19 protein-coding genes are annotated in these 20334 nt (G+C 72.3%); 17 read left to right on the forward strand and 2 right to left on the reverse strand.

The genetic code is table 11. From position 1 onward, the window contains the following. Position 1 precedes the first annotated feature (1 nt). Positions 2-1837, forward strand: coding sequence for a DEAD/DEAH box helicase (locus ACWCP2_RS07895; RefSeq protein WP_450907706.1), 1836 nt, complete (start codon positions 2-4; stop codon positions 1835-1837). A gap of 36 nt (positions 1838-1873) precedes the next feature. Here ACWCP2_RS07895 and ACWCP2_RS07900 read toward each other — a convergent pair whose 3' ends face one another. Then, positions 1874-2875 carry an SEC-C metal-binding domain-containing protein gene (locus ACWCP2_RS07900; RefSeq protein ID WP_450907707.1) on the reverse strand — a complete coding sequence of 334 codons (1002 nt, stop codon included), beginning with the start codon at positions 2873-2875 and terminating at the stop codon, positions 1874-1876. A 56-nt stretch (positions 2876-2931) separates the two neighbouring features. On the opposite strand from ACWCP2_RS07900, the gene ACWCP2_RS07905 reads away from it, so the two are divergent. From ACWCP2_RS07905 to ACWCP2_RS07930, 6 genes are all read left to right on the forward strand, one after another. Next, a complete protein-coding gene (locus tag ACWCP2_RS07905; RefSeq protein ID WP_450907708.1) occupies positions 2932-3756 on the forward strand; it encodes a class E sortase in 825 nt (274 codons plus the stop codon). Positions 3757-3789: 33 nt separating this feature from the next. Then, the gene (locus tag ACWCP2_RS07910; protein WP_450907709.1) at positions 3790-3972 is read left to right on the forward strand and encodes a DUF3311 domain-containing protein; all 183 of its coding nucleotides are present in this window, start codon (positions 3790-3792) and stop codon (positions 3970-3972) included. Between the two features lie 38 nt (positions 3973-4010). Further along, a complete protein-coding gene (locus ACWCP2_RS07915; RefSeq protein ID WP_450907791.1) occupies positions 4011-5633 on the forward strand; it encodes a sodium:solute symporter family protein in 1623 nt (540 codons plus the stop codon). A gap of 96 nt (positions 5634-5729) precedes the next feature. Continuing rightward, positions 5730-6077 (forward strand): DUF6412 domain-containing protein, encoded by a 348-nt coding sequence (locus ACWCP2_RS07920; protein ID WP_450907710.1) that lies wholly within the window; start codon positions 5730-5732, stop codon positions 6075-6077. Positions 6078-6196: 119 nt separating this feature from the next. Beyond that, a complete protein-coding gene (locus tag ACWCP2_RS07925) occupies positions 6197-7000 on the forward strand; it encodes a hypothetical protein (protein WP_450907711.1) in 804 nt (267 codons plus the stop codon). 122 nt (positions 7001-7122) lie between these two features. Then, positions 7123-7980, forward strand: coding sequence for a fumarylacetoacetate hydrolase family protein (locus ACWCP2_RS07930; RefSeq protein ID WP_450907712.1), 858 nt, complete (start codon positions 7123-7125; stop codon positions 7978-7980). 120 nt (positions 7981-8100) lie between these two features. Here ACWCP2_RS07930 and ACWCP2_RS07935 read toward each other — a convergent pair whose 3' ends face one another. Continuing rightward, positions 8101-9189, reverse strand: coding sequence for a Gfo/Idh/MocA family oxidoreductase (locus ACWCP2_RS07935; RefSeq protein ID WP_450907713.1), 1089 nt, complete (start codon positions 9187-9189; stop codon positions 8101-8103). 56 nt (positions 9190-9245) lie between these two features. Here ACWCP2_RS07935 and ACWCP2_RS07940 point away from each other — a divergent pair, with 56 nt between their 5' ends. From ACWCP2_RS07940 to ACWCP2_RS07985, 10 genes are all read left to right on the forward strand, one after another. Then, positions 9246-10343 (forward strand): ROK family protein, encoded by a 1098-nt coding sequence (locus tag ACWCP2_RS07940; protein ID WP_450907714.1) that lies wholly within the window; start codon positions 9246-9248, stop codon positions 10341-10343. A 326-nt stretch (positions 10344-10669) separates the two neighbouring features. After that, complete coding sequence (locus ACWCP2_RS07945; RefSeq protein WP_450907715.1) at positions 10670-11458, forward strand: hypothetical protein; 789 nt, start codon at positions 10670-10672, stop codon at positions 11456-11458. 176 nt (positions 11459-11634) lie between these two features. After that, positions 11635-12408, forward strand: a complete 774-nt coding sequence (locus ACWCP2_RS07950; RefSeq protein ID WP_450907716.1) for a GntR family transcriptional regulator — start codon at positions 11635-11637, stop codon at positions 12406-12408. 147 nt (positions 12409-12555) lie between these two features. Continuing rightward, entirely contained in the window at positions 12556-13677 is a 1122-nt protein-coding gene (locus tag ACWCP2_RS07955; RefSeq protein WP_450907717.1) for a TIGR03364 family FAD-dependent oxidoreductase, read from the forward strand. A gap of 113 nt (positions 13678-13790) precedes the next feature. Beyond that, a complete protein-coding gene (locus ACWCP2_RS07960) occupies positions 13791-14459 on the forward strand; it encodes an HAD family hydrolase (RefSeq protein WP_450907792.1) in 669 nt (222 codons plus the stop codon). Continuing rightward, the gene (locus ACWCP2_RS07965) at positions 14456-15505 is read left to right on the forward strand and encodes an ABC transporter ATP-binding protein (protein WP_450907718.1); all 1050 of its coding nucleotides are present in this window, start codon (positions 14456-14458) and stop codon (positions 15503-15505) included. Before ACWCP2_RS07960 ends, ACWCP2_RS07965 begins: the two co-directional genes overlap by 4 nt. Beyond that, on the forward strand, positions 15498-16577 hold the full coding sequence (locus ACWCP2_RS07970; RefSeq protein ID WP_450907719.1) for a 2-aminoethylphosphonate ABC transporter permease subunit: 1080 nt from the start codon (positions 15498-15500) through the stop codon (positions 16575-16577). Before ACWCP2_RS07965 ends, ACWCP2_RS07970 begins: the two co-directional genes overlap by 8 nt. Continuing rightward, positions 16564-17361 (forward strand): ABC transporter permease, encoded by a 798-nt coding sequence (locus ACWCP2_RS07975; RefSeq protein ID WP_450907720.1) that lies wholly within the window; start codon positions 16564-16566, stop codon positions 17359-17361. The genes ACWCP2_RS07970 and ACWCP2_RS07975 overlap by 14 nt, the downstream gene beginning before the upstream one ends. 87 nt (positions 17362-17448) lie before the next feature. After that, entirely contained in the window at positions 17449-18525 is a 1077-nt protein-coding gene (locus tag ACWCP2_RS07980; protein ID WP_450907721.1) for a 2-aminoethylphosphonate ABC transporter substrate-binding protein, read from the forward strand. Positions 18526-18734: 209 nt separating this feature from the next. Then, the gene (locus ACWCP2_RS07985) at positions 18735-20267 is read left to right on the forward strand and encodes an alkaline phosphatase family protein (protein WP_450907722.1); all 1533 of its coding nucleotides are present in this window, start codon (positions 18735-18737) and stop codon (positions 20265-20267) included. Positions 20268-20334: the final 67 nt, after the last annotated feature.

Consider the following 20334-nt stretch of genomic DNA (forward strand, 5'->3'; position numbering starts at 1 on the left):
GATGCTCGATACCGCGCAGCCGTCGCTCCGGCTGGGTTTCGACGAGACCAGGACGAAGGTGCTCTTCAGGGCTGTGCCTGGGGGGCAGAGCCACCTGGTCAGGCTGATTGCCCGGTTCAACAGCGGCAGTCAGAGGGGGAACCTCGCAGCTGAAGTCGATCTTGAGGACTTCCTCTCACGTCTCACTCTGCTTGGGTATTGGCACGACCCGGCAGGGGTGCTCTTCGCGCCTGACCTGAAGGAACTTGCCGAGGCGTCCGTACGGGACGCCCAGGCGGTCGAAGCGCGTCTCACGGCTGGCGGCCAGGGCAGGGAGGTTGCGGGGCTTGTTGCTGACTCCGCCGTCCTCGGGATGCTTGGAGATTCCTGGGTGGCGCCTCTGACGGACTTCCAGACGCGGGACATCGCCAAGCTGCTGTCCCTGACGCACGGAGCGAACTTCAGCGTGCCCGGCGCAGGCAAGACCCGCACGGCGCTGGCCGTGTACGCGGCCCTGCGTGAGGCCGGGGCCGTCCGGCGCATGCTCGTCGTCAGCCCCAAGTCCGCGTACGAGGCATGGCAAGACGAAGCGGAGCTGTGCTTCGCCTCACCCCCGGCCGTGCGTGTATTCAAGCGCTGGCCCGATAACGACGCCGAGATACTGCTCGTCAATTACGAGAGGCTGAGCCGGTACCAGACCGAACTCGCGGACTGGCTCAGCGTGGGGCGCGCCATGATGGTGCTGGACGAGGCCCACCGGATGAAGCTCGGCATCAGGGGAACCTACGGGGCCACCTGTATGGCGCTGGGGCCGCTGGCCGGCCACCGGCTGATCCTTACCGGTACGCCCGCTCCGAACGGCGCCAAGGACCTGGAGAGCCTGCTGTCCTTCGTGTGGCCGGGGCACGGCCGGAGCGCCGTGGACAGAGCGGTGGCCGGCGGAGACCTCGCGCACGCGAGCAGGGTCCTGCGGCCGCTGTTCACCCGTACCACGAAGAACGAGCTGGGTCTGCCGCCGGTCGACGTCAGGGTCAGGTATGTGGAGCTTCCAGAAGCGCACCGGAAGCTGTACTCGGCTCTGCGCAACCAGCTCACCGGGCTTGCGGGCAGAGAACAAGAGGAGTTCGCGAGGCTGGGCAAGATCCTCGTGTACCTCATGATGGCGAGCACCAATCCGGCGCTGCTGGAGGCAGGCTCGGACCGTTACGAGCCGCTGCCCTTTCACGTCCCCCCGCTGCAGCCCTCAGACGGTCTCCCGCTGAAGGAACTGATGAGGGACCTTCCCAGATATGAGAGTTCACCCAAATACGAGGCGGTACTGCAGACGGTCGCGGACAACGCCCGCGCGGGCCGGAAGACCCTGGTGTGGTCCACGTTCGTCAGGAACCTGACCACGCTCGCCACAGTGCTGGGCAGGTACAGGCCGGCGGTGGTGCACGGCGGGACAGCGGACCGGGACGAGGAGATCCGCCGGTTCCGTGAGGATCCCGACTGCATGGTCCTGCTGTCCAATCCCGCGACACTGGGCGAAGGGATCAGTCTCCATCACGTGTGCCATGACGCGGTCTACGTGGACAGGGACTTCGCGGCGGGCCGTTTCCTGCAGAGCCTGGACCGCATCCACCGCCTGGGACTGGCGGCCGATACGCAGACGCGCGTGACGGTGCTCATCGCGCGGGGGACCATCGACGGCATCGTCCACGACCGGCTCGGCCGCAAACTCGAGTTCATGGGCAAGATCCTTGATGACCCGCTGGTGCAGGAACTGGCAGATCCGGAGGAGGACCTGACCCCATGGGGCATGGACACCGCGGACCTCCACGCCCTGATTGGTCATCTCGGCCAGCCGTCCGGCTGACTGGCCGGACGGCGCCGCCGGGCCGAGCCCCCGGACCTACGAGCCTCCGTGGCACTCCCCGTATGCCCGGCCCGAGGTGCACCAGCAGGGGTTTGTGGGGGTGGGGGGCCAGGGGGTGGCTTTGCCTCGGGCGGCCAGGGTGGTGGCGTATTCCGCCAGGAGGGACGGGGAGGACGGGGAGGTTTTCTCCGAGGCGGCGAAGGCTTCGTACGAGGGGACGCTGGCCGTGACGATGCCCAGGTTCGTGGTGCCCGAGGCGGCCAGGGTGCGGAGGGAGGCTTCGACCTGGGCCAGGTGGGCGTCGTGGGAGGGGTACTCCGCGGACAGGGTGGGGTAGCTGGTGAGGAGCTCTGCCAGTTCGCGGGCCGGCCAGTGGAGGATGGCCACCGGGAAGGGGCGGGAGAGCGCCGCGCGGCGGTCGCCGAGTTCGGCGCGCAGGCGGGCGATCTCGGCGCGGAGTTCGGCGGGGTCGTCGGAGCCGAGGGCCCAGATGCGCTTGGGGTCGTGGAGTTCGTCCAGCGGGATCGGGCCGATGTGGCGGGTGTCCGCGACCATGTCCCAGTCGTCGTGGGGGAGCCCCAGGAGGCGGCGTACGCGGTGGCGCCCGGTGAGGAGCGCGGTCGTGGCCGGGGTGAGGGGGGTGTTGTCCGGGGCCAGGAGGGTGGCGGCCTCGGTGAAGCACTCGTGGGAGGCTTCGAGTTCGTCGTGGGCTTCCAGGGCTTCGGCGATGACTTCCCAGGGGGCGGGGTCCGCGGGGGCCGCCGCACGGATGCCCTGGATGAGGGCGCGGGCCTCGGGCTCGTGGCCGTACTCCCAGAGGTTGGCCGCCTGGAGGGCCTTGATGAGGGACGGGTCGTCCGTCGTGTCCGCGGCCAGGAGTTGGTCGTAGAGGGCGCTCGCCCGTTCGCGTTCGTCGGCCAGTTCGAGGTGGGCCGCGGCCTGGAGGAGCAACGGCTCCTGGTCCTCGGGGTAGCGGGTCGCCGTGCGGATGAGGCGCTCGGCTTCGGCGATGTGCTCGGCAGGCGTGTCGGGGCGCATGGTTGGCAGCGTACTGCCGCTGGTCAGTTGAGGGGGGAGGACTTAAGGTGCCGCCCGTGCGAGATCGCGTGCGGGTCGTGGTGCAGGGGAAGGGCCGGCGGGGACGGCGGGCGCGCCGGGTCGGTCTCGCGGGGGTGCTGTGGGCCGCGGGTGAACTGGCCGTCACCGTCGGCGTGGTGGTGATGCTGCTGGTGGTGCACCAGGTGTGGTGGACCAACCGGCAGGCGCTGAGCGCCGCGCACGAGGTGGTGCGGGAGCTGGAGGAGGACGCGTCCCGTTCCGCGCCCGGGGCGGATGAGGGCGGGGATGAGGGCGGGGAGGAGAGCGGGGAGGGGAGCGGGGAGGGTGCGGAGGGGGAGCCGGGGGGCGCCGGCGGGGCGGGTGGGACCTCGGGCGCCGCGCCCGGGAACTCCGGGCCGCGCGCCGGGAAGCCGCCGCCGCGGGAGGGGGCGTACGGGATCCTGCGCATTCCGCGTCTCGGCGTCGCCGTGCCCGTCGCGCAGGGCGTGGACAAGCGGACCGTGCTCGACAAGGGGTACGCCGGGCACTACGGCGGGACCGCGCAGCCCGGGGCCGAGGGGAACTTCGCGCTCGCCGGACACCGCAACACGCACGGGGAGCCGTTCCGTTACATCAACCGGCTCAGGGCCGGGGACGAGCTGATCGTGGACGTGCGGGGGAAGCGGTACGTGTACCTCGTCGGGCAGACGCTGGCGGAGACGACCGAGCACGACACCGGGGTGATCGCGCCCGTCCCGCGCAGCATCGTCACGCCCGGCGCCGGGTACGGCGCGCCCGGTGCGTACATCACGCTGACGACCTGCACACCCGAGTACAGCTCCAAGTACCGGCTCGTGGTGTGGGGGATCCTCAGGCGTTGACGGCCTTAGTGTGGGGCGGTGCGTCGGAAAAGGATGAAACGTCCGCAGTTGATGTGGCTCGCCGTGCCGTTCGTCCTGTTCGTCGGGGCTCTGCCCCTCGCGAACCGGGTGGAGCCGGCGCTGGGCGGCGTACCGTTCCTGCTCCTCTGGTTCGTCGGGGCGACCCTGCTGACCCCGCTGGCGGTCTGGCTGACCTGGCGCGGTGATCACCGGTGAGCCGGGTGGCCGTGGCGACCACCGTCTTCGGCGTGTTCATGGTGGCCACCGTCGCGCTCGGACTGCTCGCGGTGCGAGGGCAGGGGCGAGGGCGGGGGCAGGGGCGCGGTGGGCGTGGAGGGGGAGGGGGAGGGGGAGGCGGCGGCGGTGGGCTCGCCGAGTGGTCGGTGGGCGGGCGCTCGCTGGGCACCGTGTTCATCTGGGTCCTGATGGCGGGCGAGGGGTACACGAGCTTCAGCTACCTCGGCGCGGCCGGCTGGGGCTACAACTACGGCGCCCCGGTGATGTACGTGATCGCGTACATGTCCTGCGGCTACGCGGTCGGTTACGTCGTCGGACCCATGCTGTGGGACTACGCCCGCCGGCACGGTCTGGTCGGGATCGCCGACATGGTGAGCCACCGGTACGGGCGCCCCTGGCTCGGCGCCGCGGTCGCGGTGCTCGCGACCGTCTTCCTGCTCCCCTACATCCAGCTCCAGATCACCGGCATGGGCGTGGTGGTCTCGACCGTCACCTACGGGGCGGTGTCCCTGGAATGGGCCTACTTCATCGCCTTCGCCGTCACCACCGGCTTCGTCGTGGTGAGCGGGCTGCGCGGCAGTGCGTGGGTGTCCGTGCTCAAGGACGTGCTGGTCATCGGCACGCTCGGGTTCCTCGCCGTCTACGTGCCCCTGCACTACTTCGGCGGCTACGGGGAACTCTTCGCCCGGCTCACGGCCGAACGCCCCCAGTGGCTGACGCTGCCCGGCGCCGGGAGCGGGACGGGCGGCCGGGGCGAGCTGGGGGTGGGGTGGTTCGCCTCCACCACCGTGCTGAACGCGCTGACCGTCGTCATCTTCCCGACCACCGTGGCGGGGTACCTGGGCGCGCGGAACGCCGATGCGCTGCGCCGCAACGCCATCCTGCTGCCCGCCTACAACGTGCTGCTCCTCGTGCCGATGCTGCTGGGCATGGCGGCGCTGTTCGTCGTACCGGGGCTGACGGGCGCCGAGTCCAACCTCGCGCTGTTCAAGCTGGTCGTGGACTCCCTGCCGGCCTGGGCGGTGGGGGTGATCGGGGTGGCGGCGGCGCTGTCGTCGATCGTGCCGATGGCGGTGTTCATGCTGGTCATCGGGACGATGTGGGGGCGCAGCGTGCTGTCGTTCCTGCCGCGCTGGAGCTCGGGCGAGCGGCAGAAGCTCGCCTCGCAGCTGGTGGTGGTGGCGGCCGGGACGATCGCGCTGGTGATGACGTACACGGCGCCGAACACGCTGGTCAGGCTCTCGCTCGTGTCCTACGAGGGCATGGCGCAACTGGTGCCGATGCTGCTGCTGGGGCTGGTGTGGCGCAGGCTCACGACGGTGGCCGCGGTGTGCGGACTGGCCGCGGGGGTCGCGGTGGTGTGCGGGCTGGTCTTCACGGGCAACGACCCGGTGTGGGGCGTGAACGCCGGCATGATCGCCCTCGCGGTGAACCTCGCGATCGCGCTGGCGGTGACCTGGCTCGGCCCGCCGGAGCGGGTGGGGAGCGGGGCGGGGGACCCCCGGCCGGACGAGGAGGTGCTGGCGCGCGATCCGCTGCCGGGGTCCGGGTCCGAGTCCGGGTCCGAGTCCGCGTCCGAGTCCGCGTCCGGATCCGGGGATCAATGCGGGGCCCCGTCCGTTGTCAGGGGGCACGGTTAGTATCGAGTGCACGTGCGGGTGTGAGTGCCGGTGCGGGTGCGAGTGGCCGATCTCCTACGGGAGTTCGTGCGCGGGGAGACGGAGGGGGTGGTTCGTATGGCAGAGCAGCACAGCGGGCTTCGCCCCCTGCGGTTCGCCGTGCCGTCCGCGCGCCTCGTCGCCTTGCTGACCCCGCTGGCCTCCCTCCTGCTGCTCGGCGGGTTCCTCGGGCTGTTCGCCGGGGAGGGCGGGCTCGGAGCGATCGTGGCGGTCCTCGCGGCGACCGTCGCCGTGGGCACCTCGGCCCTGGCCGCCCGGCTGGTCCGGCCGGTCCCGCCGCACCGCATACGTACCGCGATACGTGATCGCGAGCAGCGCACGGCGTTCCTGCCGCAGCGCGATCCCGACGCCTCGGGCCGGTCGCGGCCCAGGGCACCCGGCCGTCTCCTTCGGACGGCCGCGTAGGGGCGCGCAGCTCCTTCCTCCTGATCGCTTCTGATCGCCTCACCCTGCCGCCCCTCGCGGGTCGTCACGCCGAAACGCACCTCTTTTCGACGTTCGACGAGTCCCTTCGGAGGGCCCACGTGTCCGTTTTCATCGATCTTGTTGCTGTGCTGGGCCGGTTCCTGGAGCCGGTGCTGGCCGAGTCCGCGACCGCTGCCGCGATCGTGCTGTTCACCGTGCTCGTGCGGCTCGCGCTGCACCCGCTGAGCCGGGCCGCCTTCCGCGGGGCGACCCCGGTGGCGGGCATCCTGCCGGTGCTGCTCCAGCTGCCGGTGTTCTACCTGATGTACCGGGCGTTCTCCTCGGCGGAGATCGGCGGCGCCGCCAACGAGCTGCTCGGCCACCGGTTGTTCGCCGCGCCGCTCGGGGACCGGTGGGGCCAGGCGCTGGGGGAGGGCGGCCTCTTCGGCGAGCAGGGGCTCGTGTTCCTCGGGCTGTTCGCCGTCGTCGCGGTGGTGGCCGCGTGGAGTGCGGTGCGCGGACGCAAGGCGGCGGCCCTGATGGCCGCGACCGCCGCTGCCACCCTTGCCGCCGGCGGGGCCAAGACCGGCGCGGCCAAGACCGGCGGGGCCGGGGCGAAGGCCAGGGCGGGCAAGGCCTCGGGCGCCGGCGGGACCCGGGGCGCCGGGGCGGCCGCCGGGGTGACGGCCGAGCAGCAGGAACTCATGCGCAAGCTGGGCGGCGTACTGCCCCTGCTGTCCTTCGGGACGCTGATCACGGCCGCCCTGGTGCCGCTGGCGGCCGGGTTGTACCTGGTCACCACCACCGCGTGGTCGGTGGCCGAGCGTGCCTGGCTCCAGTACCGCAAGGACCGGGTGGAGCGGATGGAGCGGGTGGAGCGGGCGGGGACGGCGGTCAGCGGAGCTGAGCGTTCCGCCATGTGAACAGGGTCTTGCGGATGAGGTCAACATCTTGGAGGATCGACCAATCCTCCGATGGCCGCAACCCATCGTCCGGCCCGGGGCATGCCCATGGGCCGACCACCCTCGACCACGGGAGAATGCCCATGAAGCTGCTGCGTGTAGGACCCGTCGGGTCGGAGCGCCCCGCGCTGCTCGACCAGGACGGGACCCTGCGGGACCTGTCCGGCCTGATCACGGATGTGGACGGCGCGCTGCTCGCCGACGACTCCGTGCTGTCCCGGGTACGGGACGCGGCCGAGTCCGGTGAGCTCCCGGTGCTGGACGCCGAGGGTCTGCGGATCGGGTCCGCCGTCGGCCGCATAGGCAAGGTCGTGGGCATCGGCCTGAACTACCACGGGCACGCGGCCGAGGTGGGCGCCGAGGCGCCGGCCGAGCCGATCGTGTTCCTCAAGGCCCCGGACACCGTGGTCGGCCCCGACGACACCGTGCTGATCCCGCGCACCAGCGTCAAGACCGACTGGGAGGCCGAGCTCGGCGTCGTCATCGGTGCCACCGCCCGCTACCTGGCCTCCCCCGAGGAGGGCCTCGCGCACGTCGGCGGCTACGTACTGGTCAACGATGTGACCGAGCGCGCCTTCCAGAACGAGCGCGGCGGCACCTGGGACAAGGGCAAGAACTGCGAGACCTTCACCCCGCTCGGCCCCTGGCTGGTCACCGCGGACGAGATCCCGGACCCGCAGGCGCTCGACGTCAAGCTGTGGGTCAACGGCGAGCTCAAGCAGGACGGCCACACGTCCGACCAGATCTTCCCGGTCGGCGAGGTCGTGCGGTACGTGAGCCAGTTCATGACCCTGTACCCGGGCGATGTCATCATCACCGGCACCCCGGCCGGTGTGGCCGCGGGCCAGCCGGAGCCGAAGCCGTTCCTGCGGGCGGGCGACGTCGTGGAGCTGGAGATCGACGGGCTCGGCCGTCAGCGCCAGGAGTTCAAGGACGCGTAGGCGCGTAGGCGTGGAAGCGCGCAGGCGTGCAGACGCGTAGGTGCGCAGGCGCGCAGGAGGGGCGGTGCCGTCGTCGACGCCACCGCCCCTTTCCCGTTTCCCGGCTGGAGAAGGGGAAGCTCAGACCTTCACCGTGCACCCCTCCTGCGACGACCTGCGGGCCGCCTCCAGCACGTCCAGGCAGTGCGCCGCCTCCAGGGCCGTGACGGGGGCCGGGCCGCCGTCACGCAGGGCCGCCGCCACGGCCGCGTAGTACGCCGGGTAGTCGCCCGGCGCCGTCCGCACCGGCGCGCCCCCGCCGGTCAGCGGCGATTCCCCGGAGCCCAGCCGGCCCCACAGGTGCTCGGGCTCCTCGCCCCAGGTGCGCTCGGGGTCGCCGGGGCGCAGGCCCTCGCGCAGTGCCCCCTCCTGCGGGTCCAGCCCGTACTTGACGTAGCCCGCGCGGGAGCCCAGTACCCGAAAGCGCGGGCCCAGCTGGGCCGTGGTGGCGCTGACGTAGAGGTGGGAGCGGACCCCGCTCGCGTGGGTGAGGGCGATGAAGGTGTCGTCGTCCGCCTCGGCGCCCGGGCGGCGCACGTCGGTCTCCGCGTAGACCCGTACGGCAGGGCCGAACAGCACCAGCGCCTGGTCCACCACATGGCTGCCGAGGTCGTACAGCAGCCCGCCGATCTCCTCCGGGGCGCCGGACTCCCGCCAGCCGCCCTTGAGCTGCGGGCGCCAGCGCTCGTACCGGGACTCGAAGCGCTGCACCTCGCCCAGCTCGCCGTCGGCGATGAGGCGGCGCAGGGTGAGGAAGTCGTTGTCCCAGCGGCGGTTCTGGAAGACCGAGAGGAAGGTTCCGGTCCGCTCGGCGAGCGCGGCCAGCTCGCGGGCCTCGGCGGCGGTGGCGGCCAGCGGCTTGTCCACGACCACGGGGATGCCGGCGGTGAGGGCGGCCGTGGCGAGCGGGACGTGCGTCTTGTTGGGGGAGGCGATGACGATCAGGTCGGGGGCGGGGCTCTGGGCGAGCAGTTCGTCGGCGGTGGCGGCGATCCGGACGTCCGGGTGGGCCTCGCGAACCTGGGCGGCGCGGCCCGGGTCGGAGGTGACGACGGTGTCGAGGACCAGGCCCTCGGTCGCGGAGACGAGCGGGGCGTGGAAGACGGAACCGGCCAGGCCGTAGCCGACGAGTCCGACGCGGAGGGGGGAGGCGGGGGCGGTGGCGTTCATGGTGACCACTTTGGCAACACTGTTGCTTAAGTGCAAGGAGGGTGGACAATGGCCAGGTGGACAGGGGTAGCAGGGGTGAGGTCAGTGGTGGCAGCGGTGTGAATCTGCCGGTGCTGCGGGGGCACAACGACGCGCTGGTACTGGACCTCCTGCGCGGAGCCGGCCCCGCCGGGCTCGGCCGCGGTGACCTCGCCGCGCGTACGGGGCTCACCCCGCAGGCGGTCAGCAAGATCGCCGCGCGGCTCCGGGGCGAGGGCCTGGTGGCCGACGCCGGCCGCGAGGCCTCGACGGGAGGCAAGCCGCGCACGCTGCTGAGGCTGGTACCGGAGGCGCGGCACGCGGTCGGGGTGCACCTGGACCGCGACGAGCTCACGGCGGTACGGGTCGACCTGGCGGGCCGCGTCGTCGCCGACGGGCACGGCCCGCTGGACTTCGGGGCCGGTCCGGAGGCGGTGGTCGAGGAGGCGGTACGGGCGGTCGCGCGGGTGTGCGGCGGCGGCGATGCGGGGCGGCGGGTCCTCGGTGTGGGGGTGGCCGCGCCGGGGCCGCTGGACTGGCGGACCGGGGTGCTGGGGAGGGTGACGGGGTTCCCGGAATGGGAGGGATTCCCGTTGCGAGAGGTGCTGGAGGGGCGGTTGGGGCTTCCTGTGCGGGTGGACAAGGACACCAACGCGGCGGTCGCGGCGGGGGCGGGCGGCTTCGGGGAGGCCGTGGCGTACGTGCACGTGGGCACCGGACTGGGGGCGGGACTCCGGCTGGCCGGCGGCGGCGAGGTCTACCGGGGGCGGCGCTCGGCGGCCGGGGAGTTCGGACACCAGGTGCTGCGACTGGACGGGCCGGCCTGCCGGTGCGGGGGGCGCGGGTGCGCGGAGGTGCTGTGCCTGGACGCGGTGGCGGCGGGCCGGCTGGAGGAAGCGGCCCGGATCGTGGGGGAGGCGGCGGCGAACCTGGTCGCACTGCTCGACGTGGACCGGGTGGTGCTCGGGGGGCGGGTGGTGGCGGCTGCGCCGGGGGTGTTCCTGGAGGGGGTGCGGGGGGTTCTGGGGGTGCGGGCCTTCGTGGGGGGTGCGGTGAGGGTGGAACTCGCGGAGGGGGGAGTGGCGGAGGGGGCGGCGGAGCTGGTACTCGGCCCCCTGTTCGGGCGGGGGGAGTAGGGCCATTGCGCCGAGGGGGCGCAGCCCCTGGCCCCGGCCTGGCCCCGGGCTGGCCCCTGACCCCTGACCCCGGCTTGGCCCCTGACCCCGGTCAGTGCCCTGGCCTCGGGTCACGTGTGCGCCGAATGGGGGGAAATGGGGAGAGGTGGGGCGTGGTGCTGGACAGGGGGATCGGTGGGCGTGGGAGGGTGCGGGCAGGGCCGGAGTGATTGTCGGCTTGTCCGGCAATCGTTTAATGGGCCGGTCTGGTCTGGTCCGGTCCGGTCCGGTCTGGTCTTGTTTCTCTGTTCTGTCTCCGTTCTGGTGTCGGCGAGTAGGGGTTCTTCATGCGACTGCGCAAAGCCCTCGCCCTCGCAGCCGTCTTCATGGCCGCCACCGCCCCCGCCGTGACCAGCGCGTCCGCGGACATCGGCAACGGCGGCGGAGCGCGCCCCGCGCCCGCGTTGCCCTCGCGGGTGGAGGCCAGCTGCGGTGACGGGAAGAGCACGCAGTTCCCCATCGGTGCCCGTATCCGCGGTGGACCGGCCGTGTACCGGACCGGCGGTGCGGCGCAGACCTGGTACCTCGACCTCACCAACACCACCACGACCCAGTGCACGGCCATCCACCCCGTGGTGGTCTTCACCGACCCGGCCCACGCCCTGCGCCCCGCGCATTTCCGGATGGAGTTCGACGCGCCCGGCCATGTCCTCCCCGTCACTCTGGAGCGCACCGACCGGGACGAGATCGTCGCCGTCTTCGACGGTGGCGACGCGTTCTCCGGCTTCACCATCGGCCCCGGCGGGTCGGTGACCGTCACCGTCCGGCTCGCCTTCGCCCCCGACGCCCCGCGCGGCGAAGCCGTCGCCGACGCGGCGCTGGTGCAGCGCAAGGGCGATGACGGGGACTGGATCGGGGAGGCGGGCGGCTACCGGTTCGAGGTGCAGGGCCCGGGCACGGACACGGGCACCGGCACCGACACGGAGACCGGCGAGGCCGGAGCGCTGGCCGAGACCGGCCGCACCCCGTCGGCCTGGGCGTACGGGGCCGGCGCCGCGGCCGCCCTGGCCGGTGGCGGCGGACTCCTGCTCGGGGCCCGCCGGCTGCGCAAGGGCCAAGGCCCGCAGACCCCGTAGGCCCGTAGCCCCCGTAAGCCCGTAGCCCCCGTAAGCCCGCAGACCCCGTAGCCCCCGTAAGCCCGTAGCCCCCGTGAGCCCGCAGACCCCGCAGACCCCGTAGGCCCGTAGCCCCCCTGCCCCCGCCGCCCCGCCTGGCCCCCCGCCCCGCCCAAGTCGCCGCGTAGAGTCCGAGGGTGGAAGAACCGACCGCCTACGCGCACCACCACCAGCCCGGCCTGCCCGTCCGCTCCGGCATCCCCGAGCACGGCCGCATCCCCAAGTACTACGCCGTCAAGGCCCGCATCGCCGGGCTGCTCGACGAGCTCGGCGAGGGAGGGCTGCTCCCCACCGAGCGGGATCTCGCCGAGCAGTACGAGGTCTCCCGCGAGACCGTCCGCCAGGCCCTGCGCGAGCTGCTGCTGGAGGGCCGGCTGCGCCGCTCCGGCCGGGGGACCGTCGCCGCCGGGCCCAAGCTCGAACAACCCCTCTCGCTGGCGAGTTACACCGAGGGCGTGCGCCGCCAGGGACGCACCCCGGGGCGCCACCTGATCGGCCTGGAACGCTTCCCCTGCCCGGCCCCCGTGGCCCCCGGCATCGGCGCCGAGCCGGGGGAGCCGGTCTGGCACCTGGAGCGGGTGCTGCTCGCCGACGAGGAGCGGGTCGGGCTGGAGAGCACGTACGTCCGGGTCGCCCGCGCGCCCCGCCTCGACGTCGATTTCCAGCCGGACTCCTCCTTCTACGGGTACCTCCACGACAGTCTCGGGATCTCCTTCGGTGACGCCGACGAAAAGCTGGAAACGGTCCTGGCCACCCCCCGCGAAGCCCTGCTGATCGGCACCCCGCCCGCGCTCCCGATGCTGCTCATCCACCGCTTCTCCCGGGATCGGGACGGCAGGCCGCTGGAGCGGGTGCGTTCTCTCTACCGTGGTGACCGGTTCAGCTTCACGACCCACCTGCAGCCCGAATAGCCTCTGCCCGGACCCCTGTATGGGAGGAAAAAGGACGAAGTCATATCACAGAATGGTAACGGGTCTAGTCCAAGCGTCGGAGGCTGTTCACCGGAGCGTCGCCCGGGGGATCCTCCGAGGTCACGGGCCGCCGCCACCTTGGAGCACGTGAGAGTCATAGTCGTCGGAGGCGGCGTGGTAGGCACCATGCACGCCTGGCAAGCAGTGGAACGCGGCCACGAGGTCGTCCAGATCGAGCGAGAAGCGGAGGCCCGCGGCGCGTCCTTGCGCAATTTCGGCCAGATCTGGGTCAGCGGCCGGGCCGGGGGCGAGGAGCTCGACACCGCCCTGCGGGCCCGCGAGCTGTGGGAGGCGATCGGCGAACGGGTGCCCGGCCTGGGCTTCCGCGCCATCGGCTCCCTGACCCCGGTGCGCAACTCCCGCGAGTACGCCGTCGCCGAGGCCGCCGTGGCCCGCCCCGACGCCGCCGCCCGTGGCTACAAGCTGGTCACCGCCGAGGAGGCCCGGGCGATCAACCCCGCCCTGCGCGGCGCGTTCGAGGCCGCCCTGTGGTGCGAGCGGGACGCCGCCGTGGAGCCGCGCACCGCACAGCTCCACCTGCGCGAAGCCCTCAAGGCCTCCGGCCGCTACACCTTCCTCCCGGGGCGGGAAGTGCGCGAGGTCACCGGCCCCGGCGCCGTCCGCGACGACCACGGCGACGTCCACCGGGGCGACGCGGTCGTCCTGGCCACCGGCGCCTGGCTCTCCGGCCTGGTCCGCGAACTGGTCCCCGAGCTGCCCGTGCGCCGCGTCCGGCTGCAGATGATGCAGACCGCCCCGCTCGGCGAGATCCTGACGACCTCGGTCGCCGACGCCGACAGCTTCCGCTACTACCCCGCCTACAAGAGCGCCGCCCTCGACGAGCTCAACGCCGAGCAGGCCCAGGCGCCGATCGCCGCCGCGCACAAGATGCAGCTCCTGATGGTGCAGCGGCAGGACGGCGGACTGACCATCGGCGACACCCACGAGTACGAGCACCCCTTCGCGTTCGACACCCTCGAAGACCCGTACACGCACCTCACCGAGGTCGTCGAGTCCTTCCTGGGCCGCCCGCTGCCGCAGATCAGGCACCGCTGGGCGGGCGTGTACGCGCAGTGCACCGACACCACCCGCGTCATCCACCGCCAGCAGGTGGCCGACGGCGTCTGGCTGGTGACCGGGCCCGGCGGCCGGGGCATGACGTGCTCGCCCGCCATAGCCGAAACCACCGCGAACGAACTGGGCTGGTAAGCACCATGACCGACACCAACACCAACACTGACATCAACGCCGACACCGACACCGACGCCGACATCAACGCCAACACCCCCCACGGCGAAGCCCGTCTGCTGATCGTCCTCGACATGGCCGGCACCACCGTCGCCGACGGCGGCCTCGTCGAGCGCGCCTTCGAGCGGGCCGCCGAACGCCTCGGCGTCGAGCCGGGCAGCGCCGACCACGCCGCGAAGCTCCAGTACGTCCGCGACACCATGGGCGAGTCGAAGATCTCGGTCTTCCGCCACCTCTTCGGCGCCGAGGACCTCGCCCAGCGCGCCAACTCCGCCTTCGAGCAGGCCTACGGGGAACTCGTGGACGGCGGCCTCATCGCCCCGATCCCCGGCGCCCGCGAGGCCGTCGAAAAGCTCCGCGCCGACGGCCGCACCGTGGTCCTGACCACCGGCTTCGCCCGCGTCACCCAGGACGCCATCCTCGACGCCCTCGGCTGGCAGGGCCTGGCCGACCTCACCCTGTGCCCCGCCGACGCGGGCGGCCGCGGCCGGCCCTACCCGGACATGGTGCTGGCCGCCTTCCTGCGCACCGGCGCCGTGGCCGACGTACGCGACACCGTGGTCGCCGGCGACACGGCGTACGACATGCTCAGCGGCGTCCGCGCCGGCGCCGGGACCGTGGCGGGCGTCCTCACCGGCGCCCACGACCGCGCGGCCCTGACCGCACACGGCGCCACCCACGTCCTCGGCTCCATCGCCGAACTGCCCGCGCTGCTCGGAGCGGCCGGGGAGCCCGGCGCGTGAGCGGCATCCGCTTCGACTCCGTCTCGGTCGCCTACGGCGCCGCCACCGTCCTGGACTCCCTCGACCTGACCGTCGAGCCCGGCGAGGTCATGGCGCTGCTCGGCCCCTCCGGCTCGGGCAAGACCACGGCCCTGCGCGCGGTGGCCGGCTTCGTCCGGCCCGCCTCGGGCCGGATCCTGATCGGCGGCCGGGACGTCACCGCGCTCCCGCCGCACAAGCGCGGCATCGGCATGGTCGTCCAGCAGTACGCGCTCTTCCCGCACATGCGCGTCGCCGACAACGTCGCCTTCGGCCTGCGGGCGCAGAAGGCGCCCAAGGCGGACATCCCCGGCCGCGTCGCCGAGGCCCTGGAGATGACCGGGATGGCGGCCTACGCCCAGCGCTACCCCCGCGAGCTCTCCGGCGGACAGCAGCAGCGCGTGGCCATCGCCCGCGCCCTCGCCATCCGCCCCGGGGTCCTCCTCCTGGACGAGCCGCTGTCCGCGCTCGACGCGCAGCTGCGCTCCGGGATGCTCGCCGAGCTGGCCCGGCTGCACCGCGAACTCCCCGACGTGTCCATCCTCTACGTCACCCACGACCAGGTCGAGGCCCTCACCCTGGCCGACCGCATCGCCGTCATGGACCAGGCCCGCCTCCAGGACTGCGGCACCCCGCAGGAGCTGTACCGGGCCCCGCGCACCGAGTTCACGGCCTCCTTCGTCGGCAACGCCAACCTGCTGCCCGTCACCGTCGCCGACGGGGGCGCGCTCTTCGCCGGCCACCCCCTCGCCCTCGACCCCGGCCGCGCGGCCGTCGGCGCCACCGCCACCCTGTGCGTCCGCCCGCACCTGCTCGGCCTCGGCGCCGGCCCCAACGCGCTGAGCGGGACCATCACCGAGGTGCAGTGGCGCGGTTCGACCCACCGGCTCTACGTGGACATCGAGGGCCACCGGGTCAAGGCGGACCTGCCCGAACTGCGCGAGACCCCGGCGCTGGGCGACCAGGTCACCCTGCACTTCGAGCCGCGGGACGCGGTGCTGCTGGCCGCAGGGGTCTCCGATGCCTGAGGCCACGCACCGCCGCACCCCCGACCCCGGACCGGCCCCCACCGACCCCGGCCCCGCCCCCGCATCCACCCCCGCCCCCGCATCCACCCCCGCCCCCGACCCCGCATCCACCCCCGACCCCGGACCGGCCCCCACCGACCCCGAAGCCGCGGTCATACCCCACCAGCCCGTACGAGGCCCTGCCCCCGGCCCGCCCGAAAGCCCGGCCGGAGCCCCCGACGGCTTCGCGGAGAAGGCCGCCGCCGCGCCCCGTAGCGTGCCCGGCTGGCTGTGGACCGTGCCCCCCGTCGCCGTCCTCGCGGCGATCTTCCTCTACCCCCTCGCGCTGGTCGTCCAGCAGTCGCTGTCCCCCGAGAACGGGGGCGGGGCCTTCGACACCTACGCCTCCGTCTTCGCCTCGCACTCCTTCCGCGAAGCGCTCGGCACCACGGTCTGGCTCGCGGTCGGCGCCACCGTCGGCTGCCTGGTCCTCGGCTTCGCGCTCGCGCTGGTCATCGCCTTCGTCCCGTTCCCCGGGGCCCGCGCCGTCGCCAAGTTCATCGACGTCTTCCTCTCCTTCCCCTCCTTCCTCATCACCCTCGCCCTCCTCTTCATCTACGGCACGGTCGGCATGGCCAACGGCCTGTGGACCGAAGGGTTCGGCGCCGCCGAGGGCCCCTTCCACTTCCTGACCACCCCCTGGGGCGTCCTCCTCGCGGAGATCACCTACTTCACGCCCTTCGTGATGCGCCCGCTGCTCGCCGCCTTCTCCCAACTGGACACCGCCCAGCTGGAAGTGGCCTCCTCGCTCGGCGCGAAGCCCGGCCGCATCGTCCGCCGGGTGATCCTCCCCGAATCCCTCCCGGCCCTCGCCGCCGGCGGCAGCCTCGTCCTGGTCATGTGCCTCAACGAGTTCGGGATCGTCCTGTTCACCGGAGCCAAGGACGTCACCACGCTCCCGATGCTCATCTACGGCAAGGCGATCCTCGAATCCGACTACGCCGCCGCCTGCGTGGTCGCCGTCGTCAACATCGTGATCTCCGTCGGCCTGTTCGGCCTCTACCGGGTGGTGAGCAAGCGTGCTGGTGCATAGCAAGAGCGGCCGCTGGGCCGCCTGGAGCCTCTTCGGCATCCTCTTCCTGCCCCTCTTCGCCCTGCCCCTGCTCGTCGTGGTGGCCGCGTCCTTCTCGACGCACTGGTCCGGGGCCTTCCCCTCCGGTCCCACCACCGAGAACTACGCGGCGGCCGTCCGGGGCGAATCCCTCCAGGCGCTGACCACCTCGCTGATCACCGCCCTGGTCGCCAGCCTGACCGCGCTCACCGTCGGCACCTGGGCCGCGCTCGCCGCGGCACGCCTGAAGAAGCGCGGCAAGAGCGCACTGGACGCGCTGTTCATGCTGCCGGTCGCCGTGCCGTCCGTGGTCGTCGGCCTCGCCGTGCTCGTCGCCTTCAGCAAGCCGCCGCTGCTCCTCAACGGCACCAGCTCGATCGTGATCCTGGCGCACACGATTCTTGTCACGGCGTTCGCCCACCAGTCGGTTTCGGCTGCCATCGTGCGTCTCGACCCCGCGTACGAGCAGGCGGCGGCCTCCCTGGGCGCCCGCCCCGCGTACGTGCTGTGGCGGGTCAAGCTCCCCCTCCTGCTGCCCTCGCTCACCGCGGCGGCCGGGCTCTGCTTCGCCCTGTCCATGGGCGAGCTGAGCGCCACGATGATGCTCTACCCGCCGGACTGGATGCCCCTCCCGGTCCGCATCTTCACCGCGACCGACCGCGGTTCGCTCTTCAGCGGATCCGCCGTCGCCGTGGTCCTCATGGCCACCACCCTGCTGGTCCTGCTGGCCGTCTCCCGCGTCCGCACCAGGGCCACGTACCGCTAGATCCGCACTGTCGCACCCCACTGCCGCCCCCCACTGCCGCACCCCGCTGAATCCCCTGCTGACTCCCTTTCCCCGTAAGGAAGTTCCATGCCCAGCACCAGACTCCTGCGCATCACCACCGCCGTCACCGGCAGCCTCGCCCTCGCCGCCGGCCTCACCGCCTGCGGTGGTTCCTCCTCCGCCGACTCCAAGGACGGCGGCGAGAAGGTCGTCACCGTCTACAGCGCCGACGGCCTCAAGGGCGAGAAGGGCGACGGCTGGTACGACAAGGTCTTCGCCGACTTCACGAAGAAGACCGGCATCGAGGTCAAGTACGTGGAGGGCGGCTCGGGCGAGATGGTGCAGCGCGCCGTCCGCGAGAAGACCAACACGCAGGCCGACCTCCTGATCACGCTGCCCCCGTTCATCCAGCAGGCCGACGGCAAGGGCCTCCTCCAGGCCTACACCCCGCAGGGCGCCGACAAGGTCAACGGGGCGGACAAGTCCTCCGAGGGCAAGTGGACCTCGGTCGTCAACAACTACTTCGGCTTCGTCTACAACAAGAAGGAGCTGCCGGCCGCCCCCAAGACCTGGGAGGAGCTGCTGGACGCCAAGTACAAGGGCAAGCTCCAGTACTCCACCCCGGGCGTCGCGGGCGACGGCACCGCCGTGCTCATCAAGGCGATGCACGACTTCGGCGGCAAGGACCAGGCCAACGAGTACCTGAAGAAGCTCCAGGCCAACAACGTCGGCCCGTCCTCCTCCACCAGCAAGCTCGCGCCGAAGACCGACAAGGGCGAGCTGCTCGTCGCCAACGGCGACGTCCAGATGAACTTCGCGCAGTCCAAGTCCATGCCGAACCTCGGCATCTGGTTCCCCGCCAAGGACGGCGGCAAGCCCACCACCTTCTCCCTCCCGTACGCGGCCGGCCTCGTCGCCAAGGCCCCGCACACCGAGAACGGCAAGAAGCTCCTCGACTACCTGCTCAGCGAGGACGCGCAGAAGCTGGTCAGCGGCATCGGCGGCGGCTTCCCGGCCCGCACGGACGTCAAGCCCACCGACGCCAACGCCGTCGAGCTCACCAAGCTCATGACCGGGGTCGAGATCTTCGAGCCGGACTGGGCCGACATCGACAAGAACCTCACCGGCTACGTCGACGCGTGGAAGTCGGCCACCGGAAGCTGACTGGTCGCCTCCCGGTCACCCACGACCGGGATAGTGACGTCTGGATAACGGGTCTGGACCGAGCCTCGCCCTCGGTCCGGACCCGCCGCACGCCCGCACGACCCGCATGACCCGCACGCCCCGTACGACCGCACGACCCGCACGCTCCGTACGACCGCACGCCCCGTACGTCCCCTGCGCCTTCCCCACGATTACTCCCGGAGGAGTACGTGCCCACTGTCCTGTCCGGACGGACCCTCGCCGTGGCGGCCACCGCCACCGCCCTGCTCGCCACCGGCCTCGCCGCCCACGCCGCGACCGCCGACGAAGCCGGCGCCGCCGCCGTCACGAACAAGGTCCTGGTCATCGGCATCGACGGCACGGTCCTGGACCGCGTCAAGGCCGCCAACGCCCCCAACCTGAACGGCCTGATGGCCCAGGGGCTGACCGCCCGCAGCACCCTGTACGCCAACCCGATGGCCGCCACCTCCTCGGGCCCCGGATGGTCCACGATCGCCACCGGCGTCTGGCCCGACAAGCACGGGGTGAAGGACAACTCCTTCACCGGCAAGAACTACACGGCCTACCCGGACTTCCTGACCCGCATCGAGAACGCCAAGCCGGCGCTCAACACCTATGCGGCCGCCGACTGGGAGCCCATCACCTCCACCGACCAGAACGGCCCGATCTTCTCGGCCAAGGTCGACAAGCGCCTCTCCCTCAAGGGCGACCGCGACGGCTACGGCAGCGAGGACCCGAAGATCGCCGCGGCGGCCTCCGCCGAGCTCCGCGACCAGAACCCCGACGCCGCCTTCGTCTACTTCGGCGAGATCGACCACGCGGGCCACTCCTCCGGCGCCGCGAGCCAGGAGTACCTGAACACCATCGCCCGCGTCGACACGCTGGTCGGCCAGCTCCTCACCGCCGTCCAGGCCCGCCCGACCTACGGCCAGGAGAACTGGAAGGTCCTGGTCACCACCGACCACGGTCACACCGACGCGGGCGGCCACGGCGGCTCCACCATCCAGGAGCGCGGCACCTTCGTCATCGCCAAGGGAGCCGGAATCCCCGCCGGTTCGGTGCGCAGCGACGTGAAGCTCGTCGACGTGGCGGCGACCGCGCTCGCCCAGGTCGGGGTCAATCCCGGCTCCGCGATCGACGGCATCCCGCTGGACGCCCCGGACGACAACGACCCCTTCGACACCCTGCGCCCCAACCTCCAGGCGCGCGTGGACGAGACGGGCATCCCGGCCGCCACGAAGGGCTTCACGCACACCCCGCCGGCCGGCTGGTCGGTCGACAACTCCAAGATGGGCACGGGCGGTGTCACCGAGTGGGCCGGGTGGGCCTTCGCGACCGACGAGTTCTGGAGCCAGTCCCAGCGCGACCAGTGGCGCGAGCTGAACGTCCGCTCCCGTGACGTGTTCGCCGTCGCCGACTCCGACGAGTGGGACGACAAGAGCCACACCGGCTCCTACGACTCCACCCTGGCCACCCCCAAGTGGGCGGTCACCGGCGGCTCCACGCGCACCCTGACCTTCCAGACGCACTACCACCACGAGGCCGGCCAGACCGCCCAGGTCCTGGTCTCCTACAACGGCGGCACGGCGTCGGTCGTCAAGAGCTACACCGCCGACGCGGTGGCCCGCTCCGAGTCGATCGCGCTCCAGGTCCCGGCCGGCGCCACCGACGTCCAGGTCCGCTTCCGCTACGCGGGCAGCAACAACTGGTACTGGACCGTCGACAACGTCAAGCTCGGCTGACGGGACCTTCGTACCCACCCGTTCCGCCGGCCCCGTTCCCTCACCCCGTTCAGCCCTCCGGTCCGGG

This window comes from Streptomyces sp. NPDC002104, assembly GCF_053593795.1.

What these genes read in the sequence shown, in the direction of transcription:
- ACWCP2_RS07895 (WP_450907706.1), top strand. Translation starts at nt 2, where the DNA reads ATGCTCGATACCGCGCAGCCGTCGCTCCGGCTGGGTTTCGACGAGACC.
- ACWCP2_RS07900 (WP_450907707.1), bottom strand. Translation starts at nt 2,875, where the DNA reads ATGCGCCCCGACACGCCTGCCGAGCACATCGCCGAAGCCGAGCGCCTC.
- ACWCP2_RS07910 (WP_450907709.1), top strand. Translation starts at nt 3,790, where the DNA reads ATGAAACGTCCGCAGTTGATGTGGCTCGCCGTGCCGTTCGTCCTGTTC.
- ACWCP2_RS07915 (WP_450907791.1), top strand. Translation starts at nt 4,011, where the DNA reads ATGGTGGCCACCGTCGCGCTCGGACTGCTCGCGGTGCGAGGGCAGGGG.
- ACWCP2_RS07920 (WP_450907710.1), top strand. Translation starts at nt 5,730, where the DNA reads ATGGCAGAGCAGCACAGCGGGCTTCGCCCCCTGCGGTTCGCCGTGCCG.
- ACWCP2_RS07930 (WP_450907712.1), top strand. Translation starts at nt 7,123, where the DNA reads ATGAAGCTGCTGCGTGTAGGACCCGTCGGGTCGGAGCGCCCCGCGCTG.
- ACWCP2_RS07935 (WP_450907713.1), bottom strand. Translation starts at nt 9,189, where the DNA reads ATGAACGCCACCGCCCCCGCCTCCCCCCTCCGCGTCGGACTCGTCGGC.
- ACWCP2_RS07945 (WP_450907715.1), top strand. Translation starts at nt 10,670, where the DNA reads ATGCGACTGCGCAAAGCCCTCGCCCTCGCAGCCGTCTTCATGGCCGCC.
- ACWCP2_RS07960 (WP_450907792.1), top strand. Translation starts at nt 13,791, where the DNA reads ATGGCCGGCACCACCGTCGCCGACGGCGGCCTCGTCGAGCGCGCCTTC.
- ACWCP2_RS07970 (WP_450907719.1), top strand. Translation starts at nt 15,498, where the DNA reads ATGCCTGAGGCCACGCACCGCCGCACCCCCGACCCCGGACCGGCCCCC.
- ACWCP2_RS07980 (WP_450907721.1), top strand. Translation starts at nt 17,449, where the DNA reads ATGCCCAGCACCAGACTCCTGCGCATCACCACCGCCGTCACCGGCAGC.